The sequence below is a fragment of the Pantoea sp. SGAir0184 genome, assembly GCF_043544755.1.
On record NZ_CP028050.1, the window covers coordinates 58,139 to 74,328 of the forward strand.

At 60.6% G+C, this 16,190-nt stretch carries 12 protein-coding genes; 5 read left to right on the plus strand and 7 right to left on the minus strand.

Annotated features, from left to right (window positions below):
• Window positions 1-74: 74 nt before the first annotated feature.
• The 3 genes from xylH to xylF are packed head-to-tail and all read right to left on the minus strand — an operon-like array spanning window position 75 to window position 3,789.
• On the minus strand, window positions 75-1,256 hold the full coding sequence (gene xylH, locus C1N60_RS00295) for a xylose ABC transporter permease XylH (RefSeq protein ID WP_058758166.1): 1,182 nt from the start codon (window positions 1,254-1,256) through the stop codon (window positions 75-77).
• Complete coding sequence (locus tag C1N60_RS00300; protein ID WP_058758165.1) at window positions 1,249-2,769, minus strand: xylose ABC transporter ATP-binding protein; 1,521 nt, start codon at window positions 2,767-2,769, stop codon at window positions 1,249-1,251. Before C1N60_RS00300 ends, xylH begins: the two co-directional genes overlap by 8 nt.
• 27 nt (window positions 2,770-2,796) lie before the next feature.
• The gene (gene xylF, locus C1N60_RS00305) at window positions 2,797-3,789 is read right to left on the minus strand and encodes a D-xylose ABC transporter substrate-binding protein (RefSeq protein WP_058758164.1); all 993 of its coding nucleotides are present in this window, start codon (window positions 3,787-3,789) and stop codon (window positions 2,797-2,799) included.
• 358 nt (window positions 3,790-4,147) lie between these two features.
• On the opposite strand from xylF, the gene xylA reads away from it, so the two are divergent.
• The 3 genes from xylA to C1N60_RS00320 all read left to right on the plus strand — a co-directional run bounded on the left by xylA (window position 4,148) and on the right by C1N60_RS00320 (window position 8,002).
• Window positions 4,148-5,470 carry a xylose isomerase gene (gene xylA / locus C1N60_RS00310; RefSeq protein ID WP_058775593.1) on the plus strand — a complete coding sequence of 441 codons (1,323 nt, stop codon included), beginning with the start codon at window positions 4,148-4,150 and terminating at the stop codon, window positions 5,468-5,470.
• 17 nt (window positions 5,471-5,487) lie between these two features.
• The gene (gene xylB, locus C1N60_RS00315; RefSeq protein ID WP_394521255.1) at window positions 5,488-6,930 is read left to right on the plus strand and encodes a xylulokinase; all 1,443 of its coding nucleotides are present in this window, start codon (window positions 5,488-5,490) and stop codon (window positions 6,928-6,930) included.
• Window positions 6,931-7,069: 139 nt separating this feature from the next.
• Window positions 7,070-8,002, plus strand: coding sequence for a GlxA family transcriptional regulator (locus tag C1N60_RS00320; protein WP_058770764.1), 933 nt, complete (start codon window positions 7,070-7,072; stop codon window positions 8,000-8,002).
• Here the strand turns inward: C1N60_RS00320 and C1N60_RS00325 are convergent.
• A complete protein-coding gene (locus tag C1N60_RS00325; RefSeq protein ID WP_394521256.1) occupies window positions 7,987-8,982 on the minus strand; it encodes an acyltransferase in 996 nt (331 codons plus the stop codon). The two genes, C1N60_RS00320 and C1N60_RS00325, sit on opposite strands and share 16 nt — an antisense overlap.
• 204 nt (window positions 8,983-9,186) lie before the next feature.
• On the opposite strand from C1N60_RS00325, the gene glyQ reads away from it, so the two are divergent.
• Window positions 9,187-10,098 carry a glycine--tRNA ligase subunit alpha gene (gene glyQ, locus C1N60_RS00330; RefSeq protein WP_021506863.1) on the plus strand — a complete coding sequence of 304 codons (912 nt, stop codon included), beginning with the start codon at window positions 9,187-9,189 and terminating at the stop codon, window positions 10,096-10,098.
• Between the two features lie 9 nt (window positions 10,099-10,107).
• Window positions 10,108-12,177 carry a glycine--tRNA ligase subunit beta gene (gene glyS / locus C1N60_RS00335; protein WP_394521257.1) on the plus strand — a complete coding sequence of 690 codons (2,070 nt, stop codon included), beginning with the start codon at window positions 10,108-10,110 and terminating at the stop codon, window positions 12,175-12,177.
• A gap of 51 nt (window positions 12,178-12,228) precedes the next feature.
• Here glyS and selB read toward each other — a convergent pair whose 3' ends face one another.
• From selB to C1N60_RS00350, 3 genes are read right to left on the minus strand one after another with little or no spacing between them, the layout of a single operon-like run.
• Window positions 12,229-14,082: a selenocysteine-specific translation elongation factor gene (gene selB, locus C1N60_RS00340; protein ID WP_394521258.1), complete on the minus strand. Its 1,854-nt coding sequence runs from the start codon at window positions 14,080-14,082 to the stop codon at window positions 12,229-12,231.
• Window positions 14,079-15,458 carry an L-seryl-tRNA(Sec) selenium transferase gene (selA, locus tag C1N60_RS00345; protein WP_394521259.1) on the minus strand — a complete coding sequence of 460 codons (1,380 nt, stop codon included), beginning with the start codon at window positions 15,456-15,458 and terminating at the stop codon, window positions 14,079-14,081. The genes selB and selA overlap by 4 nt, the downstream gene beginning before the upstream one ends.
• 8 nt (window positions 15,459-15,466) lie before the next feature.
• Window positions 15,467-16,078 carry a glutathione S-transferase gene (locus C1N60_RS00350; protein ID WP_021506859.1) on the minus strand — a complete coding sequence of 204 codons (612 nt, stop codon included), beginning with the start codon at window positions 16,076-16,078 and terminating at the stop codon, window positions 15,467-15,469.
• Window positions 16,079-16,190: the final 112 nt, after the last annotated feature.

The window sequence follows — 16,190 nt, forward strand, 5'->3', positions numbered from 1 at the left end:
CCTGTTGCGCATTGCATAGCACGGCGGAAAAGGCAGCAGAAATTGTTTGCGCCACATTGTGATCGCCCACGCGATTACACCCGGCGGCGCGTAGCCGTATCCATCCACACCGCCAGCAGTAAAATCGCCCCTTTAACGATGTACTGCCAGAAGGTCGGCACGTCCATCATGCTCATGCCGTTATCCAGAGACGCCATGATGAAGGCGCCCATCACCGCGCCAGCCACCGAACCGACGCCGCCCGCCAGGCTGGTGCCGCCAATCACGCAGGCAGCGATGGCGTCCAGTTCGGCAATATTGCCCGCCGAGGGCGAGCCAGCACCAAGGCGTGAGCTGAGGATCAGGCCGGCGATAGCCACCATGACGCCGTTGATGGCGAACACCGCCAGCTTGGTGCGCGCCACGTTGATGCCCGACAGGCGCGCCGCATCAATGTTGCCGCCGATGGCGTAAATCCGTCGTCCGAAGGCGGTGCGCGTGGCCATAAACATGCCGCCGAGCAGCAGCAGTGCCAGCAGCAGGACCGGTGTCGGCACGCCGCGGTAATCGTTCAGTAACCAGATGGCACCCAGCACCAGAACAGCGGTAATCGCCTGGCGTGCCACCGTGCCGCTGGCGGCTGGTTGTGATAACCCCAGCTGCTGGCGACGCAGCCGCAGCCGCCATTGCCAGAGAATAAACAGCGCCAGACCGGCGAAGCCGAAGCCAAAGCCAACACCGCCCGGCAAATAGCTTTGCCCGATCTGCGACATCGCCGGCGTTGTTGGCGCTACGGTGGTGCCATCGGTAATACCAACCAGAATGCCGCGAAACGCCAGCATGCCCGCCAGCGTGACGATGAACGAGGGCACTTTACGGTACGCGACCCACCAGCCATTCCAGGTGCCCAGCAACAGGCCAAGCACCAGCGTTACCACGATGGTCAGCGGCAGCGGCCAGCCGAGCCAGACGTCAAAGATGGCTGCGGCACCGCCCAGCAGGCCCATCATCGAACCGACGGAAAGGTCGATCTCCGCCGAGATAATGACAAACACCATGCCCACCGCGAGGATGCCGGTGATGGCGGTCTGGCGCAGCAGGTTAGAGACGTTGCGTGGGCTAAGCCAGGCACCGTCGGTGGTCCAGGTGAAGAACAGAGCGATAAGCACAATCGCTCCCAGCATCACCAGCACCTGCAGATTGAAGCGCGGAAACTTGCCCGGCGCTGGCTTGCCCGGGGTACCGGACAGGCTCTGGCTACTTTCAGTTTTAAGCATAATGTTCGCTCCGCAGGGCAGCTTCCATGACCTGCTCCTGAGTCAGGTTGTCGTTAATCAGATCGGCTTTGATTTGCCCTTCGTGCATCACCAATACGCGGTCACTCAGACCCAGCACTTCAGGCAGTTCGGAGGAGATAACAATCACCGCGATGCCCTGCTGCACCAGCGCGTTAATCAGCAGATAGATCTCCTGGCGAGCGCCGACGTCGATGCCGCGCGTCGGTTCATCCAGAATCAAAATGCGCGGATTGAGCAGCAGGCATTTGGCGAGGATCGCTTTTTGCTGATTGCCACCGCTGAGGCGGCCAATCGCCAGCTCGGGTGAAGAGGTTTTGACACGCAGACGGCGGATAGCATCGTTGATCGCCTGCTGCTCCTGCGCTTCATCCAGCGTGGAGAAGCGATGGCTGTATTGATCCAGCGCGGCCAGCGTGATGTTTTTCCCCACGCCCATCAGTGGCACGATGCCATCTTTTTTCCGGTCCTCCGGCACCATGGCGATGCCATGCGCAATCGCTGCCCGGCAATCGTCGATCTTCACCTGCTGGCCATCAATCCAGATTTCGCCCTGCCAGCGACCGGGCCAGACACCAAACAGGCACTGGACCGTTTCGGTGCGTCCTGCACCCACCAGCCCGGCAATACCGAGAATTTCGCCGCGCTTCAGGCTGAAGGACACATTATTAACGCGGCGCACGTGGCGGTTGACCGGATGCCAGGCAGTAAGGTTTTCCACTTTCAGTACCGTTTCGCCGATCTCGTGCGGCTGGTGCGGATAAAGTGCGGTGAGCTCACGACCCACCATCATCGTGATGATGTCATCTTCACTCAGCCCGGCCGCTGGCCGTGTGGCGATGTGCTGACCATCGCGGATCACACAGATGGTGTCCGAAATTGCTTTGACCTCATTAAGCTTGTGGGAGATGTAGATGCAGGCAATACCGTGCTCGCGCAGGTTAGTGATAATCCCAAGCAGCACTTCGGTTTCCTGTTCGGTGAGCGACGAGGTGGGCTCATCGAGGATTAGCAATCGCACCTGCTTATTCAGCGCCCGCGCGATCTCTACCAACTGCTGCTGGCCGAGGCCGAGCTCGCCAACTTTGGTGGCAGGCGAAACGTTAAGTTTGACCCGCTCCAGCAGCTGCTGGCAGCGCAGCGTCATGGTTTCATCATCGACCATACCGAAGCGACCCAGCTCGGCACCGAGGAAAATGTTCTCCATGACCGTAAGCTGCCGCACCAGCGCCAGCTCCTGATGAATAATCACAATGCCTTTACGCTCGGTGTCGCGGATGGTTTGCGCCTCGATGCGATCGCCGGCAAAGCGAATTTCGCCGTCAAATTCGCCGTGCGGGTAAAGCCCGCACAGCACTTTCATCAGCGTCGATTTGCCCGAGCCGTTCTCACCGCACAGCGACATGACTTCACCGGCTTCGAGCCGCAGGCTGACCGCATCCAGCGCTTTCACCGCGCCGAAGCGCTTGGTGATGTTGTTCATTTCCAGCAGCATCGATCTGCTCCTTCGCGTTTCAGGCGCTTAGAGTTCGCTCTGTTTATGGAAGCCGTCTTTCACCACGGTGCTTTCGATGTTGTCTTTATTGACCGGAATCGGCTTCAGCAGGCGCGACGGCACCTCTTTCAGGCCATTATTCAGCTTGCTGTTGCTGGCGGGCGTTTTGCCGTCGCCCAGTTCCACCGCAATTTTTGCCGCTTCGGTGGCGAGTTCGGTGATGGGTTTGTACACCGTCATGGTTTGCGTGCCGTTCATGATGCGTTTGATGGCGGCGAGATCGGCATCCTGACCGGAAATGGCGACTTTGCCCGCCAGTCCCTGCGCGCTCAGCGCCTGGATGGCCCCACCGGCGGTGGCATCGTTGGAGGCAACGACAGCATCAATGTGGTTGCTGTTAGCGGTCAGCGCGTTTTCCATAATTTTCAGCGCATTCTCTGGCAGCCAGGCATCAACCCACTGATCGCCTACGACTTTGATGCTGCCGTTATCGATGTAAGGTTTTAACACTTTCATCTGGCCGGCACGGAACAGACGCGCGTTATTATCCACCGGCGATCCGCCCATCAAAAAGTAGTTCCCTTTAGGTACCTGTTTAACCAGACTTTCGGCCTGCAGTTCGCCGACCTTTTCATTATCAAACGAGATATAAAAATCGATGTCGGCATTATTAATCATGCGGTCATAAGCGAGGACTTTAATGCCTTCGCGTTTCGCTTCGGCCACCACATTACTCAATACCTGACCGTTATAAGGAATGATGACCAGCACATCGACACCGCGGTTGATCATATTTTCAATCTGTGAGATTTGCGTCTCTTCATTGCCGTTGGCCGACTGGACAAATACTTTGGCCCCAGACTTTTCCGCCTGGCTGACAAAAATGTCCCGGTCTTTCTGCCAGCGTTCCAGACGTAAATCATCGATCGCCATACCGATTTTCACTTCTTTCGCCAGCCCGGCGTGGCTGAACAGGGCCAGTGCAGCGCTGAGGGCTAACAGCGTGTGTCTCATTTTCATCATGGTCATCCTGTAGGTTGAGGCTATTGTCGTTGTAAGGCTATGAACCAGGGCGGATGAATTGTTGCCCCGCGACGTGAACAACATCAATTACTGATTTTTATCCTGCTATTACGTTTTTTTGTTTATTTGTGATTCTTTGAGCGCGATCGAAATTTTACGCGCCCATCTGTTAAATCTTGCAGCGGCGCTGCGCGCCGGCACGCGATGTAATTAAATACATGGATTTGCGAGCTGCCGCACAAATAATAATTATCTTAAGTTCAGTGTGAAATATCGTAATTGAGCTGAACGCTTACGCCTCCGCAAAATAACGCTTCACTGCTGACCATTCGGGTCTGATGCTAAGGAGCACAACATGCACGCTTATTTCGACCAGCTTGAGCGCGTTGGTTATGAAGGGGCCAATACCACTAACGCACTGGCGTTTCGTCATTACAATCCGCAGGAAGTGATTCTGGGTAAAACCATGGCGGAACACCTGCGTTTTGCCGCCTGTTACTGGCACACGTTCTGCTGGAACGGGGCGGATATGTTCGGCGTGGGTGCCTTTGATCGCCCGTGGCAGAAAAATGGCGATGCGCTGCAGCTGGCGAAGCTCAAAGCGGATGTCGCGTTCGAGTTCTTTTACAAACTCAACGTGCCTTATTACTGCTTCCATGATGTCGATGTGTCACCGGAAGGTGATTCGCTGCGCAGCTACCAGGAAAACCTGGCGGTAATGACCGATAAACTGCTGGAAAAACAGCAGGAAACCGGCGTCAGATTGCTGTGGGGCACCGCGAACTGCTTTACGCATCCCCGCTATGCGGCCGGCGCGGCGACCAGCCCGGATCCGGAAATTTTCGCCTGGGCAGCCAGCCAGGTGTGCAGCGCGATGCAGGCGACGCAGACGCTGGGCGGTGAAAACTATGTGCTGTGGGGCGGACGCGAAGGATACGAGACGCTGCTGAATACCGATTTGCGGCAGGAGCGCGAGCAGATCGGGCGCTTCATGCAGATGGTGGTGGAGCACAAGCATAAAATCGGTTTCCAGGGGATGCTGCTGATTGAGCCGAAGCCGCAGGAACCGACTAAACACCAGTACGACTTTGATGTCGCGACGGTCTACGGTTTCCTCCGGCAGTTTGGCCTGGAAAAAGAGATCAAAGTGAATGTGGAAGCCAACCATGCCACGCTGGCGGGTCACTCTTTCCATCATGAAATTGCGACGGCGATTGCACTGGGCATCTTCGGTTCGGTCGATGCCAACCGCGGTGACAGCCAGTGCGGCTGGGATACCGACCAGTTCCCGAACAGCGTCGAAGAAAACGCGCTGGTGATGTACGAGATCCTCAAAGCGGGCGGCTTCACCACCGGCGGCTTAAACTTTGATGCCAAAGTACGGCGCCAGAGCACCGACAAATACGATCTGTTTTATGGCCACATCGGCGCGATGGATACCATGGCGCTGGCGCTGAAAGTGGCGGCACGTATGGTGAGCGATGGTGAGCTGGATAAGCGTGTGGCGCAGCGCTATAGCGGCTGGAATGGTGAGTTCGGCCAGCAAATTCTGAAAGGCGAGTTTTCTCTTGCCTCGCTGGCGGCGCATGCTCAGCAGCAGCAACTCAATCCGCAGCATCGCAGCGGACGTCAGGAGCAGCTGGAAAATCTGGTGAATCACTATTTGTATAATTTCTAATCCATCGGGAGCGAAGCATGGTTATCGGGATCGATTTTGGCACCTCCGGCGTTAAAGTGGCGCTGCTGGATGCGCACGGCCAGGTTCAGGCAACGGCCAGCGCGCCGCTGCAGGTGACGCGTCCGCAGCCGCTATGGAGCGAACAGGATCCCGAAAGCTGGTGGCAGGCCACCGATAGTGCCATGCAGGCGCTGGCGCAGCAGCACGATTTACGCCACGTCAGCGCCATCGGCTTTAGCGGCCAGATGCACGGCGCGACGCTGCTGGACGCCGCGCATCAGGTGTTGCGTCCGGCGATACTGTGGAACGATGGGCGCAGCAGCGCGCAGTGTCACGAGCTGGAGCAGCGTGTGCCATCGTCACGTCAGATTACCGGCAACCTGATGATGCCGGGTTTTACCGCGCCCAAATTGTTGTGGGTACAGCAGCATGAACCGGCGATATTTGCGCAGGTAGCAAAAGTGCTGCTGCCGAAAGATTATCTGCGCTGGCGGATGAGCGGCGATTTCGCCACCGATATGTCAGATGCGGCGGGAACGATGTGGCTGGATGTGGCACAGCGCGACTGGAGCGATGCAATGCTGGCGGCGTGCGGGCTGAACCGCAGCCACATGCCGCAGCTGTTTGAGGGCAACCAGATTACCGGCACGCTGCTGCCGGAAATTGCGGCACGCTGGGGGATGGAGCCGGTGCCGCTGGTGGCCGGCGGCGGCGACAATGCGGCTGGCGCCGTGGGCGTTGGCATGGTTGAGCCAGGACAGGGCATGCTGTCGCTCGGCACCTCCGGCGTCTATTTTCTGGTGAGCGAAGGCTATCTAAGCAATCCGCAACGCGCCGTGCACAGTTTCTGTCATGCGCTGCCGCAGCGCTGGCATCTGATGTCGGTGATGCTGAGTGCCGCCGCCTGTCTGGACTGGGCCGCTGCGCTGACCGGCTGCGACGACGTGCCGCACCTGCTGGCCGAAGCTGAACGCGCCAGCGCGCAGGCCACGCCGGTGTGGTTTTTGCCTTACCTTTCCGGCGAGCGCACGCCGCACAATAATCCGCAGGCACAGGGGGCTTTCTTTGGCCTGACGCACCAGCACGGCCGGCCGGAACTGGCGCGCGCGGTGCTGGAAGGCGTGGGCTTTGCGCTGGCGGAAGGCATGGATGCGGTGCATGAGTGTGGCGTACTGCCCAACGCGGTGATGCTGATTGGCGGCGGTGCGCGCAGCGCGTACTGGCGGCAGATGCTGGCGGACATCAGCGGACTGACGCTGGATTATTGTCACGGCGGCGAGGTGGGACCGGCGCTCGGTGCCGCGCGCCTGGCGCAGCTGGCAGTGGACCCGGCCAGCGAATGGCCGGCACCGGCGTTAGTGCAGCGCCATCAGCCGGACGCCGCGCAGCATCAGGCTTATCAGCCGCGCCGTGCGCGCTTTGCGCAGCTATATCAGCAGCTGTTGCCACTGATGTCCTGATTTGGCTGACGCATGGCCGGATGAGGTCGTAAGGCGTGAGCAGAGTCGGGTATGATGGGAAGAATCGATGAAGATACGTGGCCGGATTTGGCTGCGCATCTTCGCCCATCGTTACCCTTCATCGCCTGAGGAACCCACCATGCCGCAGCCCGTCTATTTTCTTGTCCTGCCGGGCGTCATGGCGCTCGACCTCACCGGGCCGGCAGAGACGCTGCAGCTGGCGGGCGGACATTTTGCGCTGCACTACATCGGCCCGCAGGCGAGCGTCACCTGCTCGACCGGCATGACCATTGCTGATATTGCACCGCTGCCCGCCACGCTACCCGATAACAGTCTGCTGATTGTGCCCGGCGTGTTCGATTCCCGCATCTGGTTCGATACCGGGGCAGCCGGGCAGGCGCGCGACTGGCTGCGCCAGCAACACGGCGCGATTCACACGCGGCGCATTACACTTGTGTGTATTTGCTCCGGCGCGCTGCTCTCCGCGCAGGCTGGCCTGCTGGATGGCGTACAGTGCACCACGCACCATGATGTGTTGCCGCGCCTGAAAGCTGCCGCGCCGGCTGCGCTGGTGAAAGACAACCGCGTATTTGTGGAAGATGCCGGCATCTGGACCAGCGCGGGGATAACTGCGGGTATCGATCTGGCGCTGCACCTGATCAACCGTCTGTGCGGCGCGCGGCAAGCGCTAACGGTGGCGCGGGAGATGGTGGTGTGGTTCCGCCGCTCGGGTGACGATCCGCAACTGTCGCCGTGGCTGCGTTATCGTAATCATCTGCATCCGGCGATTCATCGCGCGCAGGACGCGATGATTGCGCATCCGGAACATGACTGGTCGCTGGGCGCGCTGGCCGAACGTGCCCACGTCAGCGAGCGCCATCTGACGCGCCTGTTTCGCCAGCATCTGGGTATCAGCGTGCGGGAATATCACGAGCAGCTGCGGCTGGTAATTGCGCGCCAGCGCCAGCAGCAAGGGGAGGCGGCGGAGAAAGCGGCGCTGGCCGCCGGCTTCTCCTCGGCACGCCAGCTGCGCCGCGCCCGGCAGCGCTGGGACGATCAGCTCACCAGGTGATGCTTGTCCACGCGTTTTAGCAACATCGCCAGCAGCAGACTGCCCAGCAGGGTTACGCCAAAGACCCACGGCAGATCGAGCCACGGCCGTGACATATCGTCGTAATGATGGGTACGCAGATAGTGAATGAACAGCGCATGGAAACCATAAATCGGCAGCGAATAGCGTGAAATGGTTGCCAGCAGCGGCAGCGGCCGGTGGTTCAGCACATTTTTAAACAGCACCAGCAGGCTTATCGCCGCGATAAACACCAGTGGGCCACAGTAAAGATACCAGGTGTCATTAAACGCGCCGTTAATCTTCAGCATCTGTCTGGTGCCAAGCGCGATACCGATGACGCAGGCGATAAAACTCAGCCCGGCCAGCCAGCTGATGCCGCGCCTGTCGGTATCCATCACGCCAATCGCCCGTCCAAGCAGCGCGTACAGCAGGTAGTAAATCGAGTCGCCGCTGACATACAGATTGACCGGCAGCCAGTGGAACGGCCCCAGCGACTGGCTGACGGTGTTCGGATTGGCGATCACCGCAAGGATCAGCACCAGCAGCGCCACATAGCGCGGCGGCACGTTTTTCACCTGAATCAGCGGAGACAGCAGGTAGATGCCGATAATGGCGAAGAAGAACCACAGATGGTAGAACACCGGCTTCTGCAATAGCTTCAGCAGCGATCGGCCTTCGCTGATCGGCGTCAGCCAGGTGATGTAGGCCAGCGCGACGGCACTGTAGAACAGCAGGCACAGCACAATGCGCAGCAGATGACGGCCCTTCGCGCTGCGTTCGCCAAAGAACAGATAACCGGAAATCATGAAGAACAGCGGCACGCAGACGCGCGAAGCCGAGTTAAGCAGATTGGCGACGTCCCAGCTGGGGCCGGTGACTGCCATCGGTCCGGTGATGTACCAGGTGGTGGTGTGAATGACGATCACCATCAGACAGGCGACCGCGCGTAAGTTATCAATCCAGCAGATTTTTTGCGACATGGCTTCCTCGTGCGTACTCCGTGCGAAGAAGGGTAGCCAGTGCACAGCGGGCCAACAACCCCCGCAGCCTGGATTTCGGAGCTCTCTGTTAACCGCCGCACAACCGCACCCGCCTGCGCCAGGATTTCCGGCTGCACAATGCGCGGTCAAAGGGTATACTGTCGCACTCTTTTTAAATCCACCCGTATCGCGTGCGAATTCAACATGCAAAAGTTTGATACCAAGACCTTTCAGGGCCTGATCCTGACCTTGCAGGATTACTGGGCGCGTCAGGGCTGCACCATCGTCCAGCCGCTGGACATGGAAGTGGGCGCTGGCACTTCTCACCCTATGACTTGCCTGCGTGCTCTCGGGCCAGAGCCGATGGCGAGCGCCTACGTGCAGCCATCGCGTCGTCCCACCGATGGCCGCTACGGTGAAAACCCGAACCGTTTACAGCACTACTACCAGTTCCAGGTGGTGATTAAGCCGAACCCGGACAACCTTCAGGAGCTGTACCTCGGATCGCTGAAAGAGCTCGGTATCGACCCTGGCGTGCATGACATTCGCTTCGTCGAAGATAACTGGGAAAACCCAACGCTGGGCGCCTGGGGACTCGGCTGGGAAGTGTGGCTGAACGGCATGGAAGTCACGCAGTTCACCTACTTCCAGCAGGTCGGCGGCCTGGAGTGTAAGCCGGTGACCGGCGAGATCACCTACGGTCTGGAGCGCCTGGCGATGTACATCCAGGGCGTGGACAGCGTGTACGATCTCACCTGGAGCGACGGCGCGTTCGGCAAAACCACTTACGGTGACGTGTTCCACCAGAACGAAGTGGAGCAGTCGACCTACAACTTTGAGTACGCCGACGTCGATTTCCTGTTCAGCTGCTTCGAGCAGTATGAAAAAGAGGCACAGCAGCTGCTGGCGCTGGAAAAACCGCTGCCGCTGCCGGCCTATGAGCGCATTCTCAAAGCCGCGCACAGCTTCAACCTGCTCGATGCGCGCAAGGCGATCTCGGTCACCGAGCGCCAGCGCTATATCCTGCGTATCCGCACCCTGACGAAAGCCGTGGCGGAAGCCTATTATGCCTCCCGCGAGGCGCTCGGCTTCCCTATGTGCAACCGTAATAAGTAAGAGGCAGCCATGACCGATAAAACTTTCCTGGTGGAAATTGGCACCGAAGAGTTGCCTCCGAAAGCCCTGCGCAGCCTGGCAGAAGCCTTTGCTTCGCACTTTACCGCTGAGCTCGACAGCGCCGGTCTGGCGCACGGCGACGTCAGCTGGTTTGCGGCACCGCGTCGTCTGGCGCTGAAGGTGGCACAGCTGGCGGCCGCGCAGCCCGATCGTGAAGTAGAAAAGCGTGGCCCGGCCGTCGCTGCGGCGTTTGATGCCGAAGGCAAGCCGACCAAAGCGGCAGAAGGCTGGGCACGTGGCAACGGCATCACCGTAGAGCAGGCTGAGCGTCTCAGCACTGACAAAGGCGAGTGGCTGGTGCATCGTGCTGCGGTAAAAGGCGAAAGTGCGCAGGCGCTGCTGCCGGCGATGGTCGCGACCGCGCTGAGCAAGCTGCCGATTCCAAAACTGATGCGCTGGGGTGCCAGCGACGTGCAGTTCGTGCGTCCGGTGCACACCGTGACCCTGCTGCTGGGTGATGAGCTGATTCCGGCCACCATCCTCGGCATTCAGTCCGATCGCGTTATTCGCGGCCACCGCTTCATGGGCGAGCCGGAGTTGACGCTGGACAATGCCGATCAATATCCGCAGCTGCTGCAGGAGCGCGGTAAAGTGATCGCCGATTACGCCACGCGTAAAGCCAAAATCAAAGCCGATGCCGAAGCCGCCGCGCAGCAGCTGGGCGGTAAAGCCGACCTGAGCGACAGCCTGCTGGAAGAGGTGGCTTCGCTGGTGGAGTGGCCGGTGGTGCTGACGGCGAAGTTTGAAGAGAAGTTCCTCGCGGTACCGGCTGAAGCGCTGGTGTACACCATGAAAGGGGATCAGAAATACTTCCCGGTGTACGCCGAAGACGGCCAGCTGCTGCCCAACTTCATCTTCGTCACCAACATTGAATCGCGCGATCCGCAGCAGATCATTGCCGGTAATGAAAAAGTGGTGCGTCCGCGTCTGGCCGATGCCGAGTTCTTCTTCAACACCGACCGCAAAAAGCGTCTGGAAGATAACCTGCCGCGTCTGGAAACCGTGCTGTTCCAGAAAGAGCTGGGTACGCTGCGTGACAAAACCGACCGTATTCAGGCGCTGGCCGGCTGGATTGCCGCGCAGATTGGCGCTGATGTCAATCACGCCACGCGCGCTGGCCTGCTGTCGAAGTGCGACCTGATGACCAATATGGTGTTCGAGTTCACCGACACCCAGGGTGTGATGGGCATGCACTACGCGCGCCACGATGGTGAAGCGGAAGATGTGGCGGTCGCACTTAACGAGCAGTACCAGCCGCGTTTCGCCGGTGACGATCTGCCGTCCAGTCCGGTGGCCTGCGCCGTGGCGATTGCCGATAAAATGGATACCCTGGCCGGTATCTTCGGCATCGGACAGCATCCGAAAGGCGATAAAGACCCGTTTGCGCTGCGTCGTGCCGCGCTGGGCGTGCTGCGTATCATCGTTGAGAAGAACCTGCCGCTCGATCTGCAAACCCTGACGGAAGAAGCGGTGCGCCTGTACGGCAGCAAGCTGAGCAACGCCAACGTGGTTGATGATGTCATCGACTTCATGCTGGGTCGTTTCCGCGCCTGGTATCAGGAAGAGGGCCACAGCGTTGACACCATTCAGGCGGTGCTGGCGCGTCGTCCAACCCGTCCGGCCGATTTCGATGCACGTATGAAGGCGGTTTCGCACTTCCGTACGCTGGAAGCGGCCTCGGCACTGGCGGCGGCTAACAAGCGCGTGTCGAATATCCTGGCGAAAGCCACCGAAACCCTGAACGACAGCGTGCAGGCGTCCCTGCTGAAAGAGAACGCTGAAATTCAGCTGGCGACCTTTGTCACCGCGCTGGGCGACAAGCTGCAGCCATACTTTGCGGAAGGCCGCTATCAGGATGCTCTGGTGGAGCTGGCACAGCTGCGCGAAGCGGTGGATAACTTCTTCGACAACGTCATGGTGAATGCTGATGACGAAGCGGTGCGTATCAATCGCCTGACGCTGCTGGCGCAACTGCGCGAGCTGTTCCTGCAGGTGGCGGACATTTCGCTGCTGCAGTAAGCGATGGGCAGAAGTGAACCGAAGGGACGAGCAATCGTCCCTTTTTTTGTTTCACGCGGCAGAAGGGGTGAACAGGCGCGCGTCGCGCAGCAGGTGATCGTTACCGCGACGGAGGGTAAAGCCGCTGCGGTCAAAGAATTCCAGAATCTGCACCGCGACTTTGCGGCCGGTACCCAGCTGGTTGCGGAAGTCGGCGGCGCTGGTGCTGCCTCCGGCGGCCGCGCGCTGACGAATCAGATCGGCGAAGATCTGGATCTGCGCGCTGCGGTAGTAGCGATCGCGCACGATCGCCGTGATATGGCCGAGACGCGCCGCGGTGAGTAATAAACCGCGAATCTGCTCTTCATCCTGCTGCAGCGCATCGGCAATATCGCGCACCCACAGCGGCTGGTCGCTGAACAGCGGCTCGACCTGCTGCCACAGCGTGGCTTCCTGCGGATTAAAGCGCGGCGCGAAGTCGGGCAGGTGCAGCCAGCCCTGTTTCTGCCGCAGCTCGCCTTGTGCCAGCATCTGATCGATTAATCCCGGCACCAGCGGTGCCGGCGCATGCGGCAGCGCCACACGGCGCAGGCGATCGTAGCCGATGCCCGGCAGCTCCGGATGCTGCTGGTGGAAGGCGCTCAGCGCTTCCCGTAAACGCTGCTGCCAGGCGCTGGCCATGGTGTCGCTCATCAGGCTGGTCCCCAGCCGCACCGGATTCAGCGGCAGCAGCAGCGCGTCCAGCGCCGGCGCAGTGAGCTGGCGCGCCCAGCCGAGCTCGTCATACGCGGCCGGTTGATACGCCAGATGCGCCTGCAGGCTGGCGCTGTCATCGCGCGCCGCGGCCAGCTGCTGTAGCCACTGCAGGTAGTCCGGCTGGCGTTTACCGCGCTTTTTGCTGTCGCACAGCAGTACGCGTCCGCCGCCCAGCGTGTGCTGCGCATTGCTGTCGCGAATAATTATCCGATCGTTTTCCGCCAGCCACAGCGGCTGGCTGAGCACCAGTTCAGCCACATCGTCCGTGAGCTGCGTTAAGCGGCCGGTGACGTGGCTGGCCGCGTGATGCAGATGCACCGGCTGTGAGGCCGTTTTCAGCGGTTGCAGCAGGCGCAGTGCGACGATCAGCCGCTGCGTGCCGGCGGGACGTGGCTGCGCCAGCAGCCAGTCGCCGCGCGTAATCTGTGCCTTCTCCACGTCACCGACGATATTCAGCGCGATGCGCTCGCCCGCCTGCGCGCGCGTCACCGGCTGGTTCTGCGCATGCAGCGCCCGCACGCGCAGCGGCAGGTTCAGGCTGCTGAGCCACAGCGTGTCGCCCACCCTGACTTCACCGCTCAGCGCGGTGCCGGTGACCACCAGCCCGGTGCCTTTCAGCGTGAAAGCGCGGTCGATGGCGAGCCGGAAACGGCGGCCAGGCTCAAACGCCGGTGCGTTCAGGCTGCTGAGGTGCTGGCGCAGCGTTTCAATGCCCTGCTGCGTATGGCTGCTGGTAACAAACTGCGCTGCCGCTGGCCAGCCGAGCTGCTGCGTGAGCTGCGCGACCTGCTGCTGCACCTCCGCGATGCGTGCGGCGTCGACGCGGTCGGCTTTGGTCAGCGCCACGCTCAGCGGCGGCTGTCCGGCGAGGCTCAGCAGCTGTAAATGCTCACGCGTCTGCGGCATCACGCCATCGTCACAGGCCACCACCAGCAGCGCATGATGGATGCCGCCGATGCCGGCCAGCATGTTGGCGAGAAATTTTTCATGGCCAGGCACATCAATGAAGCCCAGCGTGCGGCCATCGGGCTGCGGCCAGTAGGCATATCCGAGATCGATGGTCATACCGCGCCGTTTCTCTTCCGGCAGGCGATCGGCATCAACACCGGTCAGGGCCTGCAACAGCGCGGTTTTACCGTGATCGACATGTCCGGCCGTGGCAATAATCATGGTACTAAGGTCCGTATCAGGGCGGCTTCGTCATCAAGGCAGCGTAAATCCAGCCACAGTTTGCCCTCCTGCAGGCGGCCGATCACCGGGCGTGCCAGCTGGCGCCAGCGCTGCGCCAGGGCGTTGAGCTGGCTGCCGTGACCGTCGCGTGGCGTGAAGGTGATAGCAAAGCTGGGCAGACGTTCGACTGGCAGCGAACCGCTGCCAATTTGCGAGGAACAGGCGGCGATCGCCAGCGAAAAATCGGCGCTGAAGGCGTGCTCCAGCGCCGGCATCAGACGTTCGGCCTGTTGCAGAATATCGTGCGCGCTGCGCGTCAGCAGGCGCAGTGTTGGCAGCGCCTCGTGCAGGGTTTCCGGCTGACGGTAGAGCTGCAGTGTCGCTTCCAGCGCCGCCAGCGTCATTTTATCGACGCGCAGTGCGCGCTTCAGCGGATGCTGTTGCAGCTGGTCAATCAGCGCTTTTTTGCCGACGATAATCCCGGCCTGCGGGCCACCCAGCAGTTTGTCACCGGAGAAACTCACCAGGCTCACGCCGGCCGCAATCAGCTGCTGCGGCATCGGTTCAGGCGGCAACCCGTACGCCGTCATATCCACCAGCGAACCGCTGCCGAGATCGCTGATCACCGGCAGGCCGTGCGCGTCGCCTAACTGCACCAGCTCGGCTTCAGACACGGCATGGGTAAAGCCCTGAATCTGGTAATTACTGGTGTGTACCTTCATCAGCAGGCCGCTATCCCCGGCGATGGCGCCGCGATAATCCTTCAGATGGGTGCGATTGGTGGTGCCAACCTCCACCAATCGGCAGCCCGCCTGGCGCATCACGTCAGGGATACGGAATGCGCCGCCGATCTCCACCAGTTCGCCGCGCGACATAATCACGTCGCGACCCGCTGCCAGGCTGGCCAGCATCAGCAGTACCGCAGCGGCGTTGTTATTGACGATACAGGCAGCTTCGGCGCCGGTTAGCTCGCACAGCAGTGCGCTGACTGCGCGATCGCGATGACCGCGCGCCGCGTCGTCCAGCGCATACTCCAGCGTTACCGGCTGGCGCAGACAGGCACTGACCGCCGCGATGGCGCGATCGCTGAGCTGCGCGCGCCCCAGATTGGTGTGCAGCACGGTGCCGGTCAGGTTAAACACCGGGCGCAGCGCGCTTTGCTGCTGCTGCTGTGCGCGGCGCAGCGCTTCATCCGGCCAGCTGGCGTGCCAGTGCGGTAACGATTGATGTTGCTGAATGTGGTTGCGCGCCTCCTGCTGCATGCCGCGCAGCTGACGCGTGATAAAGGCGGTACCGGATTGTGCCAGCAGCGGCTGCAGCGCCGGATCGCGCAGCAGGCTGTCGATGGCAGGGAGCTGACTGTAGAGGGCTTTCATCACATCACTTAGTGGGTGGGCGGAACCGTACGGGCAAAGCTTTCCCGCTCGAACAGCGTTTCTGCCAGTTTAACCAGCGCCGGGCGATTGACGCACCAGTTGGGCAGCACGCGGCGAAAATTGAGATAGCCCAGGGTGCAGCCGGTAGCGATATCGGCGAGGTTGAGCGTGCCGCTGTTGAGCAACTCGCCCTGTGCGGCGGCGGTTTCCAGCGCGTCGAGGCCGCGCGCGATTTTCTCGCGATTACGTAGCAGCACCTCTTCCGATTGCCGATCGCCGGGACGCATCTGTTCGCGCACGATCATCACCGCCGCATCATTGATGCCGTCGGCCAGCTTCTCCAGCTGGCGGATCTGCAGGGCGCGCAGTGCGTCGTCGGGCAGCAGGGCAGGCGCATCGCCACGCAGCTCAATCACCTGAGCAATGATCGAGGAGTCAAACCAGGTCAGCTGCTGGTCATCTATGAAGGCCGGCACTTTACCCAGCGGATTGTACTGCGGGACGTGGCTGTCAGGCTCCCACGGAGAGTGGTTGACGAATTCAAACACCAGGCCCTTTTCCAGCAGGATCACTGAGATTTTGCGCACAAACGGGCTGGTATAGCTGCCAATCAGTTTCATCGAAGCCTCCGTGTGAATGATCAATTCAGGCAACAGGGATGACGCAGGTGAATAAACCTGGTCGCCATGAATGGCGACCCTACCATGTCCGGCGTCCAATCATGCGCACGTG